This window comes from Flavobacterium undicola (assembly GCF_009909155.2).
GTDB lineage: Bacteria > Bacteroidota > Bacteroidia > Flavobacteriales > Flavobacteriaceae > Flavobacterium > Flavobacterium undicola.
In genome coordinates this window covers 126,147-149,614 of sequence record NZ_JAAAPM020000007.1, presented here as the reverse complement: position 1 = coordinate 149,614, position 23,468 = coordinate 126,147, and the positions used below count along the sequence as shown (strand labels likewise).

Below are 23,468 nucleotides of genomic sequence, written 5' to 3'. Positions count from 1 at the left end.
AGCTTTGCAAGCTTCATCATTTGGCAATTCTTTTATAAAGTTTAGTATGCTTTGTCCTTCAAATACTTCCATAACGACTGTTTTTAAAGACATAAAAATACAGAAACTAAATGACTAACTCAAAAAAATTATATATTTCTTTTTAATTGCAATTTTGTCTTTTAGTTGTACAAAAAAAGATGAATCTATTGAACTGGAAAATCAAGTTTTTGCAGATATATTTCCTCAAATGTTGGATTCTATTTGTATTGATCGGCGATTAATGGTTCCACCGCCTTTTATAATTTCTGAGGAAAATTTCTCAGATGTAAAAGACTACGAGAAAAACAAATTGGAATATGAAGAGGAAGTAAAGAGAATTAAAAATGATACTTTAAATATTGTTATAGCGATTCCCGATTCAATTGGACAGCTCAATTTTATGGAAATTTCACGTATCAAAAATAAATTCAAACAAAAAGGAATATTACTCGATACACTTGAACTAAAACCGCATAAATTTAATATTTCTGTTTTCCAAAATAAAACAAAGTATAAACTAAAATATGCTTCAACTTTTCCAAAACGTGATGCAATATGGATTACAAAATATAAATTTAATTTAGCTGGATATTTATTTTTCTCGCGAGTGCGATTTGATTCAAAAAAAGAATTTGCAGCAATTACTGCTGGATATATGTGTGGGCATTTATGTGGTAGTGGATTTATAATTTATATCAGGAAAATCAAAAATAAATGGGTCATCGATCAAATAGAAAAAACTTGGATTTCGTAGAAAGATATCTAGTAAACCTGATAGCGCGGATTTGCACACGAGCGAAGCGTACTGATTTAGTAATCCGTGCCCGTAACGATGAGCAACTTTGCCGAGTTACTGGATGAGATTGCTTCGTTCCTCGCAATGACATACTAGGCGGTTTAAGTCATTGCGAGCGATAGCGAAGCAATCTCACTAAAAAAAATAAATTATGCAATTACATCGCTAACCTCTCAATAAAACTAAAAAAGATGAAACCAGGATTTGTCTATATCATTACCAATAAATTCCAAACCGTAGTTTATACTGGTGTAACCTCAAATCTTCCACAAAGAATTTTAGAGCATAAAAATAAGAAATATCCAAAATCATTTTCAGCTAGATACGATGTAAACCTATTAGTTTATTACGAACAATTTCAATGGATTGAAGATGCTATAGCTCGTGAAAAACAAATAAAAGCGGGTTCAAGAGCAGCAAAAAACAATTTGATTCGGTCTATCAATCCAACATGGAAAGATTTATTTGATGAAATTAGAGATATAATGACTGAATGATACCTATTTTAATAAATTTAAAATCCACGCTCATAACAACGAACAACTTTGTCGAGTTACTTGAGGAGATTCCTCATTCTTCGGAATGACAAGATTGCGAGTAGAAATCACAACTTGACACAGTCAACAACGGGAAATGTTTTCGCATCAATGTTTTAAAAACTTCGTTTACACGTCGGTGAGGAATTGGGTATAGTGAAATTACAAATGGATACAAAATAGCTTAATTGATAACTAATTTTAAAAAATAGTAACAACATGATACATTTAATATCTTTATTTCTTCTTTTATTTTCGCCATTGCTATTCCAGTTAATCTCTGGGATCAAAGCGATTAAATACTCCATTTCTTTAAGTTTTTGGGAAGTAAGTTTAATAAGTTTACTTGGACATGTGGCTTTTGCAATTATAAATCTTGAAATAATGAGTGAATCATTAAGACATGCCACTCATAGAAATGGATTGGCTTGGGTCTTTCTTTTAATTATGGAATGCATCGTTGGAGCAATATTATTAATAGTGATTCTTATACAACGATACATTCAATATCGAAAAAATAAATCCAATGAAGGAGGAAATCCGAATTAAACACTAAAAAAACAATGAAAACAATATTAGTCCTTCTAACAACATTTTTCGCAACAATAATATTTGGACAAAATGAACAAAGAAAAAATCCATCTGATTTTATACCTAAAGGCTATGTACTTTTTGAAAAAATCAATGGAGACTTGAACAAAGATGGCATCGAAGATTGTGTTCTTATTATTAAAGGCACTGATAAAAGTAATTTTTTTAAACATGAATATCACGGAGAATTAGACCGAAACCGAAGGGGTATTATCATTTTATTTAACAAAAAAGACCATTACGAATTGGCTGCGAAAAACTATAATTGTTTCTCTTCTGAAAATGAAGATGGAGGAGTTTATTTCCCTCCGGATTTAAGTGTTCTAATAGAAAAAGGAAACTTAATTGTGCATTACGGACATGGTAGATATGGCTATTGGAAATATACTTTTCGACATAAAAACGCCGATTTTGATTTAATTGGTTATGACATAAGCAATGGCGGAGCAGTGATTAGCGATGAAACTAGTATTAATTTCCTAACTAAAAAGAAACTTCAAAGGGTAAACACTAACAAGAATGACGAAGGTGGTCAAGAAGTTTTTAAAGATACCTGGAAAACCATCAAGCAAAATCCACTCATCAAACTATCAGAGGTTAAAGATTTTGACGAACTCTATTTGTCAGATTATGAGTAAAGCTGAGAGTTAGTACCTGGAAAACAAGGAAACAACTTCATGGATTAACTATAACTAACACTATATATAAATCAATCATTTATAAACTAAAAATCATGACCAAATATTTAATACTTTCACTATCCATTTTAGTAATTGCTTGCAATGGACAAAAAAAATCAGCTGTTTTAAAAGATTCATTTGAAATAATTAAAGAAAGAGAGCAACAATCAATGCAAAAGGATTATTCTGAAATTGGAGAATTAGTTTCAGAATTTGACTTTAAAGTAAAAACAGCTAATATTAAAGACTTTGAAGATGGTTTTATACCATGGGCAGATTTAGAAAAACCTGACAGTGATTTAGCTAATCTTGACAAAAAAGACGAAATTGTAGTTTCTAATAAATTAGTAAAAATAGTTATAGATTATCCTTTAACAAATCAGTATGAATTTACTTTAGAATCTGAAAATGGATTTACAAGAGGTCAATTATTAACTGAGATTAGTAAACATTATTATTTACTATACGAAGAAGAAGAAAAAACAGCTACTATAAAAACAATACCTATTGAAAAAAGAACAACGATGTATAATCGAAATGAAACAAATGGAAAGTATGGAATTTGGGGACATGACATTGCTGATATGGATATATCAGGAATTTCTGTTTACAAAACAAAAAATGGGGAGATTATTCTAATACTTAATATTGAATCTTAAAAAAAAGATATTGCGGATTTGCAATCCGTGCCCACAACAATAAGCAACTTTGTCGAGTTACTGTATGAGATTGCTTCGTTCCTCGCAATGAAATTGCGGATAACTAATAAATAAAACCATGAACGAAAAACCAATACTCTATTTTAAAAATGCTTCCGAATGGAGAGCCTGGCTGCATGAAAACCACAGCAGTTACAAGGCGGTCCATTTGATTTTCTATAAAGTAGCACACGAGGCAGAAAGTATGCGTTGGGAAGAAGCCGTAAAAGTAGCTATTTGTTATGGCTGGATTGATTCTACGGTTAGAAAACTGGATGAACACCGAAGACAACAGCTTTTTACTCCCAGAAAAGACAAAAGCATTTGGAGCAAAATAAACAAAGGGTACATCGAAGATTTAATTGCTGCCAATTTAATGCACGAAAGCGGTTTGAAAAAAATTGAAACGGCTAATAAAAATGGTTCCTGGGAGAGTTTAGATGCAATCGAAAACTTAGAAATCCCAGAAGATTTACAAATGGCTTTTGCTCAAAACCCAGTTGCTTTTTCTAATTATGAAAACTTCAGTAAATCCTATAAAAAAAATTATTTATATTGGGTAAGCCAAGCCAAACGTCCAGAAACAAGACAATCTAGAATCACTCAAGTTATCGATTTGTGCGAGCGAAATTGTAAAATGAGAGGATAAAATAATAAATTCTAATTAAAAAACTATTACTTAAGAAATTTAACTGTCCTTAGCTTCCGCAGTCGAGTGTCAAATGTTTGAAGAATACGCAAAAAGAAAAGCTGTTTGATCCGCCGCGGCGGAGAGTACTTTACTTTTAGTATTCGAAAACTAATTTGACCGACGAGGAAGTACAGACTTGATTTTTTTGTTTCTTTTTTGATCAAGCAAAAAAGAAAATTGGTAAATCTAATTTTTACTTTTAATAAAAACGTCATTGGTAGCCTGTCAAAGAGAGCGTCAAAAAAACACTTCAACAAGCTCAATGTTACATTACAAAAACAATCATCACTATGGAAAAGAAATTATCATCTTCAGAATCAGAAGCACTTTTAAAAATAGTAAAAGAGCGTTTTGAAAAAAATGCTAACCGTCACGAAGGTCTTGAATGGGATAAAGTATTAGCTAAGTTGGAAGCAAATCCTGAAAAACTATGGTCACTAAATGAAATGGAAAGAACGGGCGGCGAACCAGATGTTGTCAATTATGATAAAAACACAGGAGAATATACTTTTTATGATTGTTCGGCAGAAAGTCCAAAAGAACGCAGAAGTCTTTGTTATGACCGTCAGGCTTTAGATGCAAGAAAAGAAAACAAACCCAAAAACAGTGTTATTGATGTAGCTACTGCCATGGGAATTACTCTTTTATCAGAAGAACAATACCGAGAGTTGCAAAAATTTGGAAAATTCGACACCAAAACATCGAGTTGGATTGAAACTCCTGCCGAAATTAGAAAATTAGGTGGAGCTATTTTTGCTGATTTCCGTTACGGAAATGTATTTATTTACCACAACGGCGCCGAATCTTATTATGCCGCCAGAGGATTTCGTGGGTCGTTAAAAATTTAAATTTTATAAAAAAACTAAAATGATGTACACACTAATTGGAATGAGTTTGCTTTTTATCGCCATAGGATTTATTGTAAACGAGAATAATGCCAAATACCTGCTTTCGGGATACAATACGATGAGTAAAGAAGAGCGAAAAAAGGTAGACATCAAAGCTTACATTCCTTATTTTAGAAAGTTTCACATCTTTTTAGGTGTTTCGTTTTTCTTGATTGGAAACCTACTGAATTATTTTGTTCATGAAAACGCAGCAGGGATTTTCTTAGCGGTTTATCCTATTTTAGCCTACATCTATTTGATTGCCACCAGTGCTAAATATTTTAATGGAGGCCTTTATACCAAAAAGAATAAAATTGGAGTTTTTATTCTTGTGGGAACTTTGATTTTTGTAATTGTTCTATTTGGACGCGAACTTAAGGAAGACAAACTCATTTTCAACTCCAATTCTATTGAATTTGAAGGAAGTTATGGAGAAGTTGTACCAAAAAACGAAATCAAAAGTATCGAACTGGTCAATGACAAACCAAAAATCACCTTAAGAACAAATGGATTTGCTCTTGGAACCGTTAAAAAAGGCTATTTTAAAACCAATAAAGGCGAAATAGTAAAACTAATTTTAAATGGAGACGACAAGCCTTATATTCTTCTAACAAAGGCTGATGGCAAGAAAATTTACTATTCTTCAAAAGAAGAATCGAATGAAAAATTATTTGAGAAAATTAAATCTACTTCAAAAAACTAAAGCCCAAAATTATTAAGCTAAGCTTTTTTGTCGTCACTTCGAGGTGTAATTTTATTCTAAAAACAATATAAAATGACGTTTATAATTATATTCGACTATAAATCAAAACGTGATTTTTTAAGAGTTCCAACTGTCCTTAGCTTCCGCAGTTGAGTGTCAAATGTTTGAAGAATGCGTAAAAAGAAAAGCTGTTTGATCCGCCGCGGCGGAGAGTTCTTTTCTTTTAGCATTCGAAAACTAATTTGACCGACGAGGAAGCGCAAGACTTGAAATCGAAGATTCATGAATACCGAAAAACAATAAGAACGCATGAATATTTTTTTGTTTCTTTTTTGATCAAGCAAAAAAGAAAATTAGCAAACCATAATTTTACTTTTAATAAAAAAGTCATTGGTAGTAATTTTTAATAATAATGTGATAGCTATATTATTAAAAATTGTATCGAGAAGCTTTATCTAAAAAACAACAATAGCCGTCTCGTTCTAAAAAACGAGATGGCTATTAGCGACCTTCAAATATATTAAAGGCCCAATCGTACGCTGGGGGTACGTACACCTATTTGGGTATTTACAGAAGTCCTACTTGGAGTTCTTTGATAATAAGGTTGATTGTATTGGTAATAATAAAACTCAGCGTAGGTATAAAAAGAATCATTATGGTGACAATTTCCGTCACAATGGTAATAATGCTCAGCATAAACGTCTTTTTTACTGGCAATATAAGCGCGATAGGCTTTTCTATTTCTTTCCTTTAACTCTTTTTCGTAGGCTTTTTGTTCTTTCCAAAAAGCTTTTTCCTCGTCTTTTGTTTTAGCCGTAAATGCCAACTCAAATTTTGCGTCTTCTGCTCCTCTTTGTTGGTAATACGCTATTTTATTCGAATTTGCATTTATACTGGTTTCACTTCGTACACTAGCCTCTTGCGCCTGTGTCGTTGCTATTGTTCCTAAAAGAAATATTGCTAATATCGTTTTCATAATATGTAAAATTTATTTGTTAGTGGTCAAACCTGTCTGCCGACAGGCAGGTATGATATCGCCCTTTGTTTATTGGTGTTTGTTTACAACAAACTCTTTTATAGTGGCGATTTCATAATTTTTAATTTTAGTTATCGTTATAGTATTGCTTATAATAGTAAGACAACCATAAGTCATTTTACCCTACCTAAGCATTTAATTATTTTGAAAAATTAAATTGTGTATTTTAGATAATTGAATAAAAAAATCCAATCCATTAAACCTTTTTTCTTATTTAACATCTTAATTAATAACAACCTAGAAAACAAACCCAAAAAACCTAAAACCTACTAAGTATGAACCCTAATTCGCTTTGGTCCCTCCGCTTAGGCTTTTCAAATAAGCAAGCTGCAGCAATAGAAAAAATGGGAATTTCAAAATTCCTGGATGCTTCATTCAAAACAAATTTTGACAATAGCATTCCCGACTTTTTAAAAGACAGCCCAAAAACATTTGCAGATTACAGAGAACTTCGAAAAAAATCCAAAGAGCTTACCGAAGTTCAAAAAGAAGAACAAAAAAGAGATTTTCAAAAACAAGAAGCCCTCACCTCATTAGATATGAAAGCTTGGTGGCTGGAAAAAATGATGTCTGACAGCTATCCTTTACAGGAGAAAATGACGCTATTTTTACACAATCATTTTGTTTCTACTTTTCAAAAAGTAAAAATGAACTACTGGATTTTTGAGCACAATCAGCTACTTCGAAAACACGCTTTTGGCAATTTCAAAGACTTAACCAAAGCCATTTTAAAAAGCAATGCGATGCTGCGTTATTTAGACAATGTAGATAATCGAAAAGGTAAAATCAATGAAAATCTGAGTCGGGAATTACTGGAACTTTTCACTCTGGGCATTGGAAATTACACCGAAGAAGATATTAAAAACGGAGCTAAAGCACTGGCAGGATTAGGTATTGGAGAAAATGGCGGTGTTTACAGAGATAAAATAGCCGACGATTCAGAAATTATATATTTCGGTAAAAAAGGACATTTTAAAGTCGATGATATCGTTGACATCATTTTCAAACAAAAAAACAGCCCGTATCTTTTTACTAAAAAAATTCTCCAATGGTTTATTTATGACAATCCCAGCGAGGCATTGGTCACTTATTATGGGGATTATTTCAGAAAAAAAGACTTTGAAATCAAACCCTTATTAGAAAAAATTTTCACCGAAGAATTTGATAAAAACACCGCAGGTTCAAAAATTAAAAATCCTTTAGAATATAGTTTGCAACTCATTTCGGAATTGCACATCAATCCTAGAAATAGCCGACCAATGGTGGCATTTCTAAAAAACCAAGGCATGGATTTATTCAACCAACCCAATGTAAAAGGCTGGGAAGGTGGAAAATCTTGGTTGACTTCTCAAATTTATTTACAACGCAACAACATAGCCGATTTGTATTGTAGTGGAAGAGAGAATTTTAATCAGAAAACGATGGGTACTATGATGGATGAAAACAGCAATCGTCCAGCACTGAGAAAAACAGTAATTCAATTGGATTGGAACAAAGGAACTAACAAAGAAATCATTAGTGAATTATCAAACCGATTGTTATTTCAAGTAGATAACGACACTCAAAAAGATTTCGAGAACATCTTAAAATACGATTTTGACAGTCAGGCACAAAATGCCGATCAGGCTGTTTTGAGACTCTTTAATGCCATAGTAAAAGAACCTGAATTTCAATTAATTTAAAAGAACCCTTCTAACAATACCGATTATGAACAGAAGAAATTTTTTATCGCTTAGCAGGAACATTGACAGGTGGAACCTTATTGCTTCCTAACTTTTTATTTTCTTATGGCACTCAAAAAAACTTAATCATAGGCGAACAATGTCTTGTTTTTGTACAGCTTAATGGTGGAAATGACGGGCTAAATACTTTTATTCCTTTTGAAGATCCGTTGTATTATGACTTACGTCCCAAAATTGCTATTTCCAAAGGTGATGTTATTTCGACAACCAAAGGAATGGGATTTCATCCTTCGCTAAAAGGATTTGCACAAATGCAGCAAAACGGGGATTTATCAGTAATTCAAAATGTGGGTTATCCTGAACCCAATCGTTCCCATTTTAGAAGTCAGGAAATTTGGCAAACCGCTACCGATTCTAATAAATACATTAATGAAGGTTGGTTAGGTCGTTACCTTGATTTACAATGTGTAAGTCATACTCCTACTGCCGGAATCAACATCGATTCGATAGATAATTTATCATTGAAAGGACAAAGTCCAAACTCTATAACCGTAAAAGACCCGGACCGATTTAAAATAAAAAACATAAAAGAAGAAACGGATGTTTTATCTAAGAATCCTTCGCTAGATTTTGTTCGAAAAGTAGCTAATTCCGTTTTAGAAGGCTCTGAAGAAATCCAAAAAGCACTAACAAAATCTACTACCGAAACTAGCTATCCTAAAAATACGTTGGGCAAAAATCTGGAATGGATTAGCCGATTGATTAAAGGAAATTTAAATTCGAAAGTCTATTACACCTCACAAGGTGGTTATGACACCCATGACAACCAATTAGTGATTCAAAGCAACAAATTTAAAGAACTGGATAGCGCAATTTTCAGCTTTTACCAGGATTTAAAACAAGCCAATTTACTTCAAAATGTGACTATAGTTGTGTTCTCAGAATTTGGACGAAGAGTCAAAGACAACGGCAATGGAACCGATCACGGAACTGCTGCACCGATGTTTGTTATTGGCGGACAAAATCGAGGAAAAGTAATTGGTAACAACCCAAACCTTTCCGATTTATCACAAGGGGATTTAAAATACCAAATCGATTTTAGATCAGTATATGCAAGTTTGTTAAAAGAAAAAATGGCATTTGATTACACTAAAATCGGGATAAAAAGTCCCCATTTACAAGGATTGTTTTAATTATTGCAACATTAGTTTCTTATACTGACTCCAAATTTGGCACACAGATCAAACTGATTTTAACAGATTATCGCAGATTGAAATTAAAAAAATCCGTTTTTATCCGCTAAAATCTGTTTCATCTGTGGGCTATTTTTTTATTTAGCCTACTAAACAGGGCAATCATATTAGTTTTATTCTTATTTAATTCATGCTATAGCCTACTTTTGTAAGTTCAAAAGCACAGCATGATTAAAAACAAAACCTTAAAAGGAGTACTACTAGTAGGATTAGGAGCCAGTAGTTATGGCATGCTGGCTACATTTGTCAAAATGGCTTATCAAGAAGGTTATACGACTGCTGAAGTTAGCGGATCTCAATTTTCTCTAGGTCTTTTAGCGGTTTTACTATTAAATATTTTTCGAAAAGTAAAAAAGAATAATGACGAAATAAAAATTTCAAAACACCATATTTCTCAACTCATTTTAGCAGGAACCTCGATGGGTTTTACCAGTGTATTTTATTATTTATCTGTAAAATATGTTCCTGTATCTATTGGTATTGTCTTATTAATGCAAACCGTTTGGATGGGTGTTTTACTCGAAATGTTCTTAGACAAAAAAATTCCTTCTTCGCAAAAAATCGCATCGGTAATCCTTACTTTAATTGGGACTGCTCTGGCTACTAATTTATTGCACAACAGCCTTACTCTAGACTGGCGTGGTTTCTTTTGGGGAATATTAGCAGCAGCAGCATTTACCGCTACCATGTTTAGTGCTAATAAAGTGGCCACCGAAATTCCTTCCATACAACGCAGTTTATTCATGCTCATTGGCGGAACATTGATTGTAATAGCATTTGCACTTATTACTCAAAACACCGCATTTAATTTTTCGATTTTCATGAAATGGGGTATTATTTTGGCATTATTTGGCACCATAATCCCTCCTTTACTACTCAATACTGGTTTTCTGCTTACAGGAATTGGATTAGGCAGTATCGTTTCGGCATTAGAATTGCCTGTTTCGGTAACGATGGCTTATTTTTTATTAGCTGAAAAAGTAAACTTGGAACAATGGTTTGGTATTTTTTTAATTATTACCGCTATTGTTTTAATGAATATTCGTTTAAAAAAATAAAACAAACCACTTACAACAGCTTAAAAAATCCTACACTTTCTATTCTTTATTCGTTTTTTTTCAATAAATTCGTATCAAATGTTTTTGTTATGAGTTTACCTTGGCATCTCTATATCATGGCTTTACTATATATCATGGCAGGATTAAATCATTTTAGAATTCCAAGAACATACCTCAAAATTATCCCCCCTTATTTACCGAATCCTAAATTACTCAACCAACTTAGTGGAGCTGCCGAAGTGATTTTAGGACTCTTGTTAGTTCTTCCAAACATGACAAATTATGCTGCTTGGGGAATTATTATACTGTTATTAGCTGTTTTTCCAGCTAACCTATTTATGTTTCAAAACCAAAAAGCAAGCTTTGGCATACCCAAATGGATTTTACTATTGCGTTTACCTTTACAAATAATCCTTATTGGGTGGGCATATCAATACACATTTAACTAGTAACCATTATATAAATTATTTATCATGAAAAAATTATTCGCAGAATTCTTCGGAACGTATTGGTTGGTTTTTGGCGGTTGTGGTAGTGCTATTTTCGCTGCCGGAATACCTGATTTAGGAATTGGTTTTGCAGGCGTAGCTCTGGCATTTGGTCTAACGGTCTTAACAATGGCGTATGCTGTTGGACATATTTCGGGTGGGCATTTTAATCCTGCTGTTTCTTTTGGATTGTGGGCTGGCGGACGTTTTGATGCCAAAGAGTTAATTCCCTACATCATTTCTCAATGTGTTGGCGCTATTGCCGCAGCGGGTACTTTGTATACCATTGCATCAGGAAAAGCGGGATTTGCAATTGATAATACCAAGGCAGGAGCATTCGCATCTAATGGATTTGGTGCTTTTTCGCCTGATGGTTATTCTTTAGAAGCTTGTTTTATCGCTGAATTTGTACTGACTTTATTCTTCTTATTAATCATTTTAGGAGCGACAGACAAATTTGCCAATGGAAAGTTTGCCGGAATAGCTATTGGTTTAGGCTTAACTTTAATTCACTTAATCAGTATTCCCATTACCAATACTTCTGTAAATCCTGCTCGTTCCCTATCACAGGCTTTATTTGTGGGTGGTGAACCTTTAAGTCAGATTTGGCTGTTTTGGATTGCTCCAATTTTAGGAGCCATAGCTGCTGGTTTCATTTATAAATTACTTTTACAAAACCAGAATGAAGCTTAACATTTATTTCACTTTATAAAATAAGTTAAGAAAACAAAACATCTTATTGATTTATTAAAAAAGGGTTTAAAAATCAGCAAAATAAAAAAGAATCGTTTAAAAAGTAACAATTTCTTAACTCGATGTTCAGAGTCGAAAAATATCAACAAAAAAAGCTACGGAAGCTGTGAAGTGATTATTTTTTTTATTAATATTGACACATAATACAATTTCATTTTTTAATTTAAAAAACTATTAGAATTAATTTTCACCTGATGAAAAAGAGTAACCGTAAAGAACTGAGTTGGGAACAAACTGAAAAACTTGTTGCATTAGCCTTAGAGGAAAAGAATCCTTTTGAAATTATAAAAAAAGAATTTGGATTGGCTGAAAAAGAAGTTCTGGAAATCATGAAAAAAAAGATGCCTCTAGAAAAATTTGAAATGTGGAAAAAGAAAGCTACAGCAACTAAACCTAAACCTAAACCGCTTAAAATTGATGATTTTGATGACGATTTAGATGGAAAGTATTATATCAAAAATAAATTAGACTAATTTTTAGAAGCACTCTTAATCATGAGTGTTTTTTTTATCTCTTTTTATAGCTTGTAAACCTCTTTACAACTATAAAAACTATTGCACCAAAATATTTCGAAAAAACATGAAAAAAACATTTTTTGTCTTAGCAATTACGTCTCTAATATTGAGTTGTAAAACCATAAATGCTCAAACTACTAAAGAGAAAGCTATTCAAGTTGACATCAATTTAAATGAGGTTAAAAACGATCAGGTTTTAGTTACCGTAAATGCTCCTAAAAGCAGTAGTGACGAAATTACTTTTCGAATTCCGAAAACAGTTCCCGGAACCTATTCGGAAGACAATTACGGAAAATACATTGATAATTTAAAAGCCTATGATAAAAAAGGAAATCTGTTAACTGTAAAAAAAACAGACGAGAATTCATGGACAATAACCAAAGCTAAATCCTTAAATAAAATCACTTATTTAGTCAACGATACTTTCGACAGTGAAAAAGGAACTGGTTTTGGTAAAGACGATGTTTTTTCTCCTGCAGGATCTAATATTAATGCAGGCGAAAATTTTATGATAAACACCCATTGTTTTGTGGGTTATTTTGATAATTCATTGACAACTCCTTACCAGGTTTCTATAAATCACCCGGCTAATTTATGGGGAAGCACTTCAATGACAGACCAAGATAGCAGCACTACAAAAGATGTTTTTGTTACTTCACGTTATGCCGAATTGGTAGAAAATCCTATCATGTATTCCAAACCGGATTATACTACTTTTAATGTTGATGGTATGGATATCCAAATCTGTGTTTATTCGCCTACTGGAAAATATACAGCCGAAAGCATTACAGCAGAGATGAAAGCCATGATGACAGCTCAAAAACACTTTTTAGGAAAAATTAATGCAACTAAAAAATACTCTGTTCTTTTATATCTATCAAGTATGAAAGAAGAAGATGCTCGTGGTTTTGGAGCGCTGGAACATCCTACTGCTACCACTGTAGTATTACCGGAAATGATGAAAAAAGACGAATTAGTTAAATCGATGATGGATGTTGTTTCGCACGAATTCTTTCATATTGTAACGCCTTTGACTATTCATTCTAAAGAAATTCAATATTTTGACTACAACGCACCAAAAATGTCGGAACATTTATGGATGTATGAAGGAGTTACTGAATATTTTGCCAATCTTTTCCAAATCAACCAAGGTTTGATTACAGAAGAAGATTTTTACAACAGAATTGCTGAAAAAATTGAAGGAGCAAACAAAATGGATGACACCATGTCCTTTACCACAATGAGTACGAATGTATTGAAACAACCATATAAAGACCAATACATCAATGTATATCAAAAAGGAGCTTTGATAGGAATGTGTATCGACATCATTATCAGAGAAAAAAGCAATGGACAAAGAGGAATTCTTGATTTAATGCAAAAATTATCTAACGAATACGGAGTTTCAAAACCATTTAATGATCTGGAACTTTTTGATAAAATTATGGCATTGACTTATCCTGAAGTTGGCGATTTCTTAAAAACATACGTTGCAGGAACCACTCCTATTCCTTATGATTTTTATTTAGCCAAAGTAGGATTAGCAAAATCTAAGATACAAGTTGCAGCTGCTGTTTTCTTGAAAGACCAAAAACCATATATAACGGTGAATCCTAACAACAATGAAATTAGTGTCATCCCAAATATCGAGTTGAATGTGTTTTTCACAAACCTTGGATTAAAAGGTGGAGATGTTATCTTAGAGATAAACAATGTAGCTTACAATTATGAAAACATTTACGATATGATCAACCAAAGTAGTAAATGGCAAGAAAACGAAGCTATCACTGTAAAAATAAAACGCAATGGCGTTGAAGAATTGCTAAAAGGAACTGTTAAGTTGCCTTATGAAGACAAGGAACAGATAGAAGCTACTGATGCCTCTAAAACGCAATTAAAAGAAGCTTGGCTAAAAGGATAATCTAAAAATTTAATCACAAACAAACCCAAATAAAGAACCGTTTATTTGAAAAGTATGAAAGCAAAATTTTGCTGTTTTTTTTCAACTATTTTCTTTATTTTGCACAAAATATATATTCATCAATGAAAAAATCAATTCTCGCATTAGTTGCCATAGTTCTAATTGTCTCATGTAATAAAAAAGAATCAAAAGGAAATCTAATCGTCACAGGAAATGTAAAAGGATTAAAAGAAGGGACTTTATACATTCAAAAAGTAGTAGACACAGCCTTAGTTGCCATCGATACTATTAAAATTGACGGAAATTCACACTTTGAAAGTAGTATTGACTTGAAATCACCTGAAATGCTTTATCTTTTTCTTGATAGAGGAGTTAGTAATTCGTTAGATAATAATCTTATGTTTTTTGCTGAACCAGGTATTATTAACATCGAAACTAATTTAGATGCCTTTCTTTCAGCGGCAAAAATTACAGGTTCAAAAAATCAGGATTTATTCGAAGATTACAAAAAAACAACTTCGAGATATAAAGATGAAAACCTGAACTTAATTGAGCAAAAATTCAAAGCCATTAAAAGAAAAGATAGTAAAGCAATAGATAGCTTGAATCATTTACAAGACTTAAATCTAAAGCGTAAATACTTATTTGCTGTAAATTTTGCAATGAACAATAAAGACCATGAGATTGCTCCTTATATAGCTTTAGCTGAAGTCTATGACATTAACATCAAATATTTAGATACCATCAAAAATGCAATGACACCCAAAGTAGCTCAATCTTTATATGGTAAAAAATTAACCGAATATATTAATACTCTAAAAAAAGCCAACTAACTTTTTTAGCTCTAAATAATCCAAAAAAAAAAAGCATTTCAGTTCTTATTTGAAATGCTTTTTTGTTTTTCTATCTAAAACATTCCCCAATATTTTTGCTATAAATACTAATCATCCAAATAAATTAAATAAATTAGCTATCTAACCTACTTCTAAATTATGTGGAAAAATTTATCCTTTAAAAAACAATTAACTTTAATTCTCTTAATACCTGTTTTTGGACTACTTTATTTTACTATTTTAAATATTAATGATACTTATCAAAAGTACTCCCGAATTGAAAATAGCATTCAAAATATTGATAAAATTGCCAATTTATCTGAGGGTATAATGCTTATTAACGACGAAAGAACATTAAGTGAATATTCAAAATTTGATCCCAATAAAAAAGTGGAATTCAAATTAAAAATGGAAAAAACACTCGAATGGTTTTCTAAAATAAACTCTACTGACAGCGTTGTTATTAAAAACATTGACGAAGCTAGAAAAATCATCAATACAATCCATTACAATACCGAAAACGCCACTACATCTTCATTAGAAAATTTTAATGAATATGCGGATTTAAACAACATATTGAATAATTTAATAGATAGAGAGATTGTAAATTGTGACAATGCAAATTTGGCTAAACTAGCTAATAATTTAAAGTCTTATATTGATTCAAAAGCAGCTGTTAATTTAATAAGAGGCATCGTATTCGATAAATTAATTGATGATACCATTCATAGCGATTTATATGGATATTATGACAATCTAAAAAACCTAAATAAAAATGCTGATTTTAAATTAGAAAACTACAATACCCTTAAAATCAATAATGAAATAATTAAATTCAAAAAATCAGCTGAATTTAAATCATTTTTAGCCACCGCAGAATCGATTCTTTATAACACCTCCAAAATAACACCAGAAGCATGGTGGAATCAGTCCACTGCAATAAATGACAAACTCAATGTTTTAAAAATCAAAAAGCTAAATTATATCACTGCTTTAGCAAAACAAGAAAAGGATAAAGCTATTTCCAGCACTATCATTACCCTGCTATCACTTTTATTACTATTAATTGCAACGGGAATTTTAGTATATAAATTGATTAGCAATACTTCAAATTCGCTAAATATAATTGCGGCAAAAATTGAAAAAATTTCTTTAGGATATACTGATTTTCAACATACACTTACTGGCAACATAGAGTTAGATTCCATCAGAGAATCCTTAAAAAAGCTAACTAATGCTATTAAAGAGCAAATTAATTTAGCCACAAAAATCAGCTCTGGAAGTTTTGGTGACACCATCTTAATTCGAAGTGAGTCAGACACTTTAAACCAATCGCTAAATACGATGTCTTTAGAATTGAAACGTTTTAATGATGAGGCTGCTGCCAATAGTTTATTGGAAAAAAATATTATCGAAATAAACGATGCTATCATTAATTCTAAAAACATCAATGATTTTGGTGCAAATATCACTAAGATTCTAAGCCAGCAAACTAATGCTTGCCAAGCTACTTTTTACACCACCGATTACATCGACAACAAAAACAATCTAATAAAAATTGGCAGTTATGCCGATGACGACCACAGCCCTAAAACAATTGCTTTTGGAGAAGGATTAATAGGCGAAGTGGTTAAATACAATGAACAAAAGTGTTTGAATAATCTAAGCAAAGAATATTCATTCCTGGCGTCTTCATTAGGAAAATCGCCTATTTACAATGTTTTAATCACTCCTATTTCCTATAAAAATGTGGTTATAGGAGTTATAGAAATTGGCTCTTTGGAAAACTTTAATGATACAGACCAAAAATTATTAATCACCTTAGAGAACTCATTGGGAAGTGCCATAGCAGTATTTATTAGAAACGAAGAATTAAAAATTTCTATCGAGGAGATTAATCGCAAAAACAATATTTTACAGGTTCAAGAAGAAGAATTAAGACAAAATAACGAAGAACTCAACAAGCACACCTTACTGTTACAACAATCAGAAGAAGAACTAAAAACCCAAGCAGCTGAATTAGAACAAACCAATGCTTATCTCGAAGAAAAAAGCCGGGAACTGGAAACAAAAAACTATGAAATTGAGAAAAAGAACGATGACCTTGTTATTGCTCAAGAGGAATTAAATATAAAATCGGAAGAAATTGCGCAAGCAAGCAAATACAAATCGGAGTTTTTAGCCAATATGTCGCATGAATTAAGAACGCCTTTAAACAGTATTTTAATTCTCTCGGATATTTTAAAAGACAATACCTCTGGGAATTTGAACAATTCACAATTAGAAAACTTATCGGTAATTAACACCTCTGGGAAAGACTTATTAGACTTAATCACCGATATTTTAGACATCTCAAAAATTGAAGCTGGAAAAGTCGAAATCTATCCTGAAAACACTGTTTCTGAACGAATATTTTCGGATATGGAAGGGCTTTTTAGAGCACAAATGGAGAAAAAGAAGATTCATTTTGAAACTAAAATCACAGACAAATGTCCCAGAGAAATTTATAGTGACGTAGGTAAAATAGAGCAAATTCTTAAAAATTTCCTATCAAATGCTTTAAAATTCACTCCTGATGGAGGAACTGTCACGATGACTTTTGATGTCGTGAACGAAAAATGGGAATACACCAATCCGAAATTAGCGTCACTAAACAACAATGAAATTCTGTCCATTGAAATCAAAGACACCGGTATTGGAATTTCTGAAGAAAACAAGAAGAAATTATTCCAAAGTTTCCAGCAAGCGGACAGCTCTACTAGTAGAAAATATGGAGGAACAGGCTTAGGCTTATACATTTCTAAACAACTGGCTGATTTACTGGACGGTGAAGTATTTTTTGATAGTAAACTCAATAACGGAAGTACCTTTGGACTTTTAATTCCAATAAAATTTCAAAACGATAATAGCAATAGCATTCCTGATACTGCAGTTCCTGAAAAGGTGAAAGAAAAACAAATTGAATCAGAATATCCAAAACTCAATGAGGAATTTGTAGACCTTTCGGCTAACATTAATGATGACCGATACAAAGCAGATATTGATGATAAAACCATTTTAATCATTGAAGACGATCCATCGTTTGCAGAAGTTTTACTTCAGGTAGCACATACTAATGGGTTCAAAGCAATTATTGCTCATCAAGGAGAAACCGGATTCCAATATGCTAAAAAATACAATCCTAAAGCCATCATTCTGGACATGAAATTACCTGGAATTGATGGATGGACTGTTTTGAAATGGCTTAAAGAAGATGCTGAATTAAAACACATTCCTGTTCACGTAATGTCAGGAATGAAAAGAGAAAAATTAGCTAAAGAAATGGGTGCTTTTGATTTCTTAGTTAAACCAATTACTCCCGAAAAACTTAAAAATGCCTTCCTTTCTATCGATGAGGAAATAAACAAAGTTTATAAAAAAGTACTGATTTTAGAAGATGATGAAAAATTAAATTATTCGATAAAACAATTGCTGCACGCCAATGACAAAAATACCATTTGCATACAAGCCTATTCCCGATCAGAAGCCGAAAACATACTGACAAATGTTGAAATTGATTGTGCTATAATAGACCTAGGTTTACCTGATTCAGACAATGTAAAAGCCATTTCTGAATTAAAAAGTATATCAAAAAACAGGAATATCAAAATCATCATCAACACTGGAAAAACATTATCAGACAATGAACAATTAGAGCTTGAAAAAAGTGTGGATAGCATTGTAATAAAAACCAATAATGCCACCGAGAGACTAAAAGATGAAATTTTGTTGTTTTTAAGCAAAGTAGAAACTTCAGAAAAAACAGAATATAAAAATGCTCCTAATTTATCCGGAGGCGAGATTTTGAAAGATAAAAGCATTCTGATTGTCGATGACGATATCCGAAACATTTATGCATTATCGGCAGCTTTAACAAGCAAAGGAGCCATTATAACAACTGCTTTTAACGGATTAGAAGCTTTGAGCACATTAGATGAACATCCTAGTTTTGACATTGTTTTAATGGATATTATGATGCCTGAAATGGACGGATTTGAAGCGACTAAAAAAATTAGAGAAAATCCAAAATGGAAAAACTTACCTATTATTGCTTTAACAGCCAAAGCAATGAAAGGTGATCGTGATGAAATATTAAAAGCTGGTGCATCAGATTATCAATCAAAACCTATTGATATTCAAAAACTTATTTCTTTAATTAGTATCTGGATATATAAATGATAATCCTAAAAGAACTTGATGAATTGCTTTTTACCATAAAAAAACAATTCGATTACGATTTTCGTGATTACTCTAAGGCATCCATGCTTAGGAGAATAAATCGTTTTATGAGTATCAACAACATGAAAAATGTTGTTGAGTTAAAATTTGAATTAATCAACAACCCTACTATTTTCCAAAATTTCATCAATGAAATTGTGGTAAATGTGAGCGAATTTTTTAGAGATCCCAGCTTTTTTAAATCCTTACAGGAAAACATTTTTCCTTATTTAGAAAGCTATCCTAAAATTAATATTTGGAGTGCCGGCTGTTCTTTTGGAGAAGAAACCTATTCTTTAAATATTCTGTTAAAAGAAAACAGTCTGGATTCGAAAAGTAGAATTTATGCCACAGACATCAGTAATAATGCCATAGAAAAATCCAGAAAAGGGATTTATGACAATACTAATTTTAAAGAATACACTAAAAATTATTATGAATGCGGAGGAAAAGAATCCTTAAAGAATTATTTCGTTTCTGACGAAAGGCATTCGATGATACAATCTGACTTAAAGCAAAACATCTTATTTTCAAATCATAACTTGGTTGCCGATGGAGTTTTTAAAGAATGCCAACTCATTCTTTGTCGAAATGTGTTGATTTATTTCAACAACAATTTACAAAACAAAGCGTTAGAGCTTTTTTATGAAAGCTTACCTATTCATGGTTTTTTGGCAATTGGGAAAAAAGAATCTTTGCGGTTTAGTTCGGTTTATGAGAATTTTAAAGAAATCGACCGAGAGCAAAAAATTTATCAAAAAATAAAATGAGACCCGAAGTCATAATAATAGGTGGTTCTGCTGGAGCTTTTGATGCTATCTTGTCTATTCTAAATCATTTAGACAAAAGTATAAACATACCTATTGTTATTGTTTTGCATCGATTAAAAAATACAGCATCCTCATTTGAAACTATTTTACAAAGAAACACCCATTATGTGGTCAAAGAAATAGAAGATAAAGAAAAAATGGAAAAAGGTTTTTTATACACCGCTCCAGCTGATTATCACGTTCTTTTAGAAGAAGAAAATACTTTTTCTCTGGATGTATCAGAACTGGTCAATTTTAGTCGTCCATCCATTGATGTTACATTTGAGTCTTTTTCAACATTGTTAAAGGAAAAATGTTGCGGAATTTTATTATCAGGTTCAAATCAAGACGGGGCTAATGGATTAAAAATCATGGCCGAAAATAATGGAAAAACAATCATTCAGGACTGTAACGAAGCCGATTTTGACATCATGCCAAAAGCAGCAAAAAATATTTATACCAAACACAAAGAATTAAATACCACAAACATTATAAATACATTAAATAATGAATACCACTAAAAAACATACTCTTTTATTAATCGACGATAAACCCGCAAATTTAATTGCTCTAAAAAGCATCTTGGAAAGTCCTGACAGAGAAATAATATGCTGTAATTCTGGGAACGAAGGATTACAAATATTATTGAAAGAAAAGGTTTCCCTTATTTTGGTTGATGTACAAATGCCCGAAATGGATGGTTATGAATTTGTTGAAATAACAAAACAGCATCCCAATACAGCTAATATTCCAACCATTTTTGTAACCGCCATAAGTGACGAAGCTAAATACATCAACAAAGCATACGAATTAGGCGCTATCGACTTTTTATTCAAACCATTAAATACTGAAATTACTAGAAAAAAAGTAGAGTCTTTCTTGAAAATATGGGATTACGACCAGGAATTAAAAAAGTTAAATGAAAAATTAGTAGCCAAAAATGGTGAATTAGAACAATTTGCTAATATCATTGCGCATGATTTAAAAACACCTTTAAATAATATTAAATCCTTAGTTGAATTTATCGAAGAAGAACATCTATTAGTGCTAAAAGATGAAGCTACAGACTTATTTGATATGGTTAAATCATCGGCTATGTCGATGTCTAAATTAATTGATGATTTGCTACACTATTCTAAAAACGTTGAAAACAACCAAGGAAAAGAATCTATTAATATCTTTAGTGAAACCAATGTTGTTATTAAATTAATTAATCCTAATAACAATATCAAAATCACGAAGGAAAACTTAAATCACAGCATTAGTTTTCAATCGGTAGCATTTAAACAAATTATTCAAAATTTACTATCAAATGCTATCAAATACAATGACAAAGAAATTACAGAGATTACCATTTCTTACGACGATGAACTGCAACAAATAGCAATAAGGGACAACGGACCTGGAATACCTGAAAATCAAGAAGAAAAAATATTTCAAATGTTTTATACCCTTGGACAATCTTCAAGAGGAGAATCCGGCACTGGAATGGGATTAAATTTAGTTCGAAAATTAGCCGAAAGAAACGAAGTAAAAGTGCATTATAATACCAAGTATAAAAACGGATCTGAATTTATTATTTCTGATTTAATCACCTCATAAACCATAAAAAAAGGAATTGCTTACAGCAATTCCTTTTTCATTTTATCTTTTCAACGAAAAATGCGATCTAAATTCTTTTACGATATCATTTTCCAAATAATGAATAACAAACCAATAATCATCCGCAGGTACATAATGTCCGTTAAAAGTGCCATTCCAGCCAGCACCATTAGGGCTTATTTGTTTTAAAAATTTACCATAACGATCAAATATTCGAATATAAGCATAAGGCTGAGCACTTAATTCTGTTATGTTCCAATAATCATTATAACCATCATTATTAGGAGTAAAATACTTTGGATAATTCACTACCATTATATCAGTCTTAGTTATAGGAGTACTACAACCCGTTTGATCCTTTACAGTTATCGAATGTAAGCCCGAGGCAACATATTCAAAAACAGGATTGGATTGAAACAGCCCATCGTCTAATTGGTACCAATAATCTCCTCCTGCTGCAATAGCCGAAACAGCAATTTTTTGGTTTGGCACAAATGCCTCTGTCACTTCCCAATCAAAATCTACAAGTGTATTTGATGGTATCACAGTAACATCTATCGTTTGCGATGTAGCACATTGTCCTGGATCAGGGATAAAAGTATAAGAAGCACTATTTATATCATCAACCGTTGCAGGATTCCAAGTTCCAGTAGCACCGCTGGGAGATGTTGTATCTAAAGTTGGTGCCCCATTTCCTGAACAAATAGAAAAATCGCTAAATCCTGGATTATTTGGATTTACAACTATACTAATAGTTTGATTTCTGGCACATTCATTCGTATTCGGTGTAAAAACATAAGTTCCACTAGTTGTATTGTTAACTATGGCAGGAGACCAAGTTCCTATAATACCTTCTTTTGAAGCTGCCGGTAATGTCGGAGCTGGATCACCAGAACAAATTGGACCGATGGGATCAAAAGTAGGAGTTGATAAAGTATTACAAGGAACAGTACAAGTAAGTACTGAACGATCACAAGGATATGTTGTATGATACAAAGTCATAGTAACAGATTGTCCTTGTGTTAATCCGGACACTTGTAAATGAGTACCATTATTTATATTTCCATTAATTGCAGCAGCTCCATCAATAGAATAACTGTAAGTATATTGGTTGGGTACACCTGAAGTATTTGTCCATTCAAAAAAAACTGCATCATATCTTGTAGAAGGAAGTGCTATTTGAGATTCATCGCATCTAAAAAGAAGAATCTTCGATCCATTATCAGCAACTACATTTACTACAATACTAGAACGAGTACTCTCTACAGCACCTATGGTTTGACTAACATAATAAGAAGTAGAACCCACTGTTGTTGTAGAAGGAGTTTGGGCTATTGAAGAAGCTGTACCACCAACTGCGGCAATCCCATACCAATTCAAAGTTGCTCCAGGCGAAGGAGTGGCAGTTAAAGCTACTGCTGTACTTCCTTGACAATAATAAACTGGAGAAGAAACTGTTGGCGGAGGTGTTTGTGCAAAAACACTAGAGCCAATTAACAAATTAACTAAGCAAACAAAGACAAGTAAAAGTATACTCTTTTTCATTGTTCTAATATTTAAAATAGATTGAGATTTGGGGAAATCCTATTACTAGGTAAATATATTAAAAAACGAAGGTTTAATAAAATTAATTGCAAAATATAAAACCAAAAGCCGTT

At 32.1% G+C, this 23,468-nt stretch carries 22 protein-coding genes; 20 read left to right on the top strand and 2 right to left on the bottom strand.

Annotated elements, in window-relative coordinates; all coding sequences use genetic code 11:
• Positions 1-154: 154 nt before the first annotated feature.
• The 8 genes from GTZ96_RS06265 (at position 155) to GTZ96_RS06230 (ending at position 5,603) form a co-directional block, all read left to right on the top strand.
• The gene (locus GTZ96_RS06265; RefSeq protein WP_161641983.1) at positions 155-775 is read left to right on the top strand and encodes a hypothetical protein; all 621 of its coding nucleotides are present in this window, start codon (positions 155-157) and stop codon (positions 773-775) included.
• A gap of 233 nt (positions 776-1,008) precedes the next feature.
• Entirely contained in the window at positions 1,009-1,314 is a 306-nt protein-coding gene (locus GTZ96_RS06260) for a GIY-YIG nuclease family protein (RefSeq protein ID WP_161641982.1), read from the top strand.
• Positions 1,315-1,572: 258 nt separating this feature from the next.
• On the top strand, positions 1,573-1,902 hold the full coding sequence (locus GTZ96_RS06255) for a hypothetical protein (RefSeq protein WP_161641980.1): 330 nt from the start codon (positions 1,573-1,575) through the stop codon (positions 1,900-1,902).
• A gap of 14 nt (positions 1,903-1,916) precedes the next feature.
• A complete protein-coding gene (locus GTZ96_RS06250) occupies positions 1,917-2,582 on the top strand; it encodes a hypothetical protein (RefSeq protein WP_161641978.1) in 666 nt (221 codons plus the stop codon).
• A 95-nt stretch (positions 2,583-2,677) separates the two neighbouring features.
• Positions 2,678-3,283, top strand: a complete 606-nt coding sequence (locus GTZ96_RS06245; protein WP_161641976.1) for a hypothetical protein — start codon at positions 2,678-2,680, stop codon at positions 3,281-3,283.
• Between the two features lie 118 nt (positions 3,284-3,401).
• Positions 3,402-3,971, top strand: coding sequence for a YdeI/OmpD-associated family protein (locus tag GTZ96_RS06240; RefSeq protein WP_161641974.1), 570 nt, complete (start codon positions 3,402-3,404; stop codon positions 3,969-3,971).
• A 332-nt stretch (positions 3,972-4,303) separates the two neighbouring features.
• Positions 4,304-4,861 carry a DUF4256 domain-containing protein gene (locus GTZ96_RS06235; RefSeq protein WP_161641972.1) on the top strand — a complete coding sequence of 186 codons (558 nt, stop codon included), beginning with the start codon at positions 4,304-4,306 and terminating at the stop codon, positions 4,859-4,861.
• Positions 4,862-4,880: 19 nt separating this feature from the next.
• The gene (locus GTZ96_RS06230; RefSeq protein ID WP_161641970.1) at positions 4,881-5,603 is read left to right on the top strand and encodes a DUF3784 domain-containing protein; all 723 of its coding nucleotides are present in this window, start codon (positions 4,881-4,883) and stop codon (positions 5,601-5,603) included.
• A gap of 520 nt (positions 5,604-6,123) precedes the next feature.
• Here GTZ96_RS06230 and GTZ96_RS06225 read toward each other — a convergent pair.
• Positions 6,124-6,579 (bottom strand): hypothetical protein, encoded by a 456-nt coding sequence (locus GTZ96_RS06225; protein ID WP_161641968.1) that lies wholly within the window; start codon positions 6,577-6,579, stop codon positions 6,124-6,126.
• 335 nt (positions 6,580-6,914) lie between these two features.
• Here GTZ96_RS06225 and GTZ96_RS06220 point away from each other — a divergent pair, with 335 nt between their 5' ends.
• The 12 genes from GTZ96_RS06220 to GTZ96_RS06165 all read left to right on the top strand — a co-directional run bounded on the left by GTZ96_RS06220 (position 6,915) and on the right by GTZ96_RS06165 (position 21,810).
• On the top strand, positions 6,915-8,321 hold the full coding sequence (locus GTZ96_RS06220; protein WP_161641966.1) for a DUF1800 domain-containing protein: 1,407 nt from the start codon (positions 6,915-6,917) through the stop codon (positions 8,319-8,321).
• Positions 8,322-8,383: 62 nt separating this feature from the next.
• Entirely contained in the window at positions 8,384-9,514 is a 1,131-nt protein-coding gene (locus tag GTZ96_RS06215) for a DUF1501 domain-containing protein (RefSeq protein ID WP_235972877.1), read from the top strand.
• A 227-nt stretch (positions 9,515-9,741) separates the two neighbouring features.
• Positions 9,742-10,632 carry an EamA family transporter gene (locus GTZ96_RS06210; RefSeq protein ID WP_161641964.1) on the top strand — a complete coding sequence of 297 codons (891 nt, stop codon included), beginning with the start codon at positions 9,742-9,744 and terminating at the stop codon, positions 10,630-10,632.
• Positions 10,633-10,721: 89 nt separating this feature from the next.
• On the top strand, positions 10,722-11,081 hold the full coding sequence (locus tag GTZ96_RS06205) for a DoxX family protein (RefSeq protein WP_161641962.1): 360 nt from the start codon (positions 10,722-10,724) through the stop codon (positions 11,079-11,081).
• A 24-nt stretch (positions 11,082-11,105) separates the two neighbouring features.
• Entirely contained in the window at positions 11,106-11,813 is a 708-nt protein-coding gene (gene aqpZ / locus GTZ96_RS06200) for an aquaporin Z (RefSeq protein WP_161641960.1), read from the top strand.
• A gap of 254 nt (positions 11,814-12,067) precedes the next feature.
• Positions 12,068-12,346, top strand: coding sequence for a DUF2805 domain-containing protein (locus tag GTZ96_RS06195; protein ID WP_161641958.1), 279 nt, complete (start codon positions 12,068-12,070; stop codon positions 12,344-12,346).
• 106 nt (positions 12,347-12,452) lie between these two features.
• A complete protein-coding gene (locus GTZ96_RS06190; protein WP_161641956.1) occupies positions 12,453-14,309 on the top strand; it encodes a M61 family metallopeptidase in 1,857 nt (618 codons plus the stop codon).
• Between the two features lie 122 nt (positions 14,310-14,431).
• Entirely contained in the window at positions 14,432-15,142 is a 711-nt protein-coding gene (locus GTZ96_RS06185) for a DUF4369 domain-containing protein (RefSeq protein WP_161641954.1), read from the top strand.
• 159 nt (positions 15,143-15,301) lie between these two features.
• Positions 15,302-19,360, top strand: a complete 4,059-nt coding sequence (locus GTZ96_RS06180; RefSeq protein ID WP_161641952.1) for a response regulator — start codon at positions 15,302-15,304, stop codon at positions 19,358-19,360.
• On the top strand, positions 19,357-20,169 hold the full coding sequence (locus tag GTZ96_RS06175; RefSeq protein WP_161641950.1) for a CheR family methyltransferase: 813 nt from the start codon (positions 19,357-19,359) through the stop codon (positions 20,167-20,169). Before GTZ96_RS06180 ends, GTZ96_RS06175 begins: the two co-directional genes overlap by 4 nt.
• The gene (locus GTZ96_RS06170; protein WP_161641948.1) at positions 20,166-20,729 is read left to right on the top strand and encodes a chemotaxis protein CheB; all 564 of its coding nucleotides are present in this window, start codon (positions 20,166-20,168) and stop codon (positions 20,727-20,729) included. The genes GTZ96_RS06175 and GTZ96_RS06170 overlap by 4 nt, the downstream gene beginning before the upstream one ends.
• Complete coding sequence (locus GTZ96_RS06165) at positions 20,716-21,810, top strand: sensor histidine kinase (protein ID WP_161641946.1); 1,095 nt, start codon at positions 20,716-20,718, stop codon at positions 21,808-21,810. Before GTZ96_RS06170 ends, GTZ96_RS06165 begins: the two co-directional genes overlap by 14 nt.
• Before the next feature lie 42 nt (positions 21,811-21,852).
• Here the strand turns inward: GTZ96_RS06165 and GTZ96_RS06160 are convergent, their stop codons facing one another.
• Positions 21,853-23,355, bottom strand: coding sequence for a T9SS type B sorting domain-containing protein (locus GTZ96_RS06160; protein ID WP_161641944.1), 1,503 nt, complete (start codon positions 23,353-23,355; stop codon positions 21,853-21,855).
• Between the last annotated feature and the right edge of the window lie 113 nt (positions 23,356-23,468).

Excerpts from the sequence above, each read along its gene's own strand:
- GTZ96_RS06260 (WP_161641982.1), top strand. The coding sequence starts at position 1,009 with ATGAAACCAGGATTTGTCTATATCATTACCAATAAATTCCAAACCGTA.
- GTZ96_RS06255 (WP_161641980.1), top strand. The coding sequence starts at position 1,573 with ATGATACATTTAATATCTTTATTTCTTCTTTTATTTTCGCCATTGCTA.
- GTZ96_RS06250 (WP_161641978.1), top strand. The coding sequence starts at position 1,917 with ATGAAAACAATATTAGTCCTTCTAACAACATTTTTCGCAACAATAATA.
- GTZ96_RS06245 (WP_161641976.1), top strand. The coding sequence starts at position 2,678 with ATGACCAAATATTTAATACTTTCACTATCCATTTTAGTAATTGCTTGC.
- GTZ96_RS06240 (WP_161641974.1), top strand. The coding sequence starts at position 3,402 with ATGAACGAAAAACCAATACTCTATTTTAAAAATGCTTCCGAATGGAGA.
- GTZ96_RS06235 (WP_161641972.1), top strand. The coding sequence starts at position 4,304 with ATGGAAAAGAAATTATCATCTTCAGAATCAGAAGCACTTTTAAAAATA.
- GTZ96_RS06230 (WP_161641970.1), top strand. The coding sequence starts at position 4,881 with ATGATGTACACACTAATTGGAATGAGTTTGCTTTTTATCGCCATAGGA.
- GTZ96_RS06225 (WP_161641968.1), bottom strand. The coding sequence starts at position 6,579 with ATGAAAACGATATTAGCAATATTTCTTTTAGGAACAATAGCAACGACA.
- GTZ96_RS06220 (WP_161641966.1), top strand. The coding sequence starts at position 6,915 with ATGAACCCTAATTCGCTTTGGTCCCTCCGCTTAGGCTTTTCAAATAAG.
- GTZ96_RS06210 (WP_161641964.1), top strand. The coding sequence starts at position 9,742 with ATGATTAAAAACAAAACCTTAAAAGGAGTACTACTAGTAGGATTAGGA.
- GTZ96_RS06205 (WP_161641962.1), top strand. The coding sequence starts at position 10,722 with ATGAGTTTACCTTGGCATCTCTATATCATGGCTTTACTATATATCATG.
- aqpZ (WP_161641960.1), top strand. The coding sequence starts at position 11,106 with ATGAAAAAATTATTCGCAGAATTCTTCGGAACGTATTGGTTGGTTTTT.
- GTZ96_RS06195 (WP_161641958.1), top strand. The coding sequence starts at position 12,068 with ATGAAAAAGAGTAACCGTAAAGAACTGAGTTGGGAACAAACTGAAAAA.
- GTZ96_RS06190 (WP_161641956.1), top strand. The coding sequence starts at position 12,453 with ATGAAAAAAACATTTTTTGTCTTAGCAATTACGTCTCTAATATTGAGT.
- GTZ96_RS06185 (WP_161641954.1), top strand. The coding sequence starts at position 14,432 with ATGAAAAAATCAATTCTCGCATTAGTTGCCATAGTTCTAATTGTCTCA.
- GTZ96_RS06180 (WP_161641952.1), top strand. The coding sequence starts at position 15,302 with ATGTGGAAAAATTTATCCTTTAAAAAACAATTAACTTTAATTCTCTTA.
- GTZ96_RS06175 (WP_161641950.1), top strand. The coding sequence starts at position 19,357 with ATGATAATCCTAAAAGAACTTGATGAATTGCTTTTTACCATAAAAAAA.
- GTZ96_RS06170 (WP_161641948.1), top strand. The coding sequence starts at position 20,166 with ATGAGACCCGAAGTCATAATAATAGGTGGTTCTGCTGGAGCTTTTGAT.
- GTZ96_RS06165 (WP_161641946.1), top strand. The coding sequence starts at position 20,716 with ATGAATACCACTAAAAAACATACTCTTTTATTAATCGACGATAAACCC.
- GTZ96_RS06160 (WP_161641944.1), bottom strand. The coding sequence starts at position 23,355 with ATGAAAAAGAGTATACTTTTACTTGTCTTTGTTTGCTTAGTTAATTTG.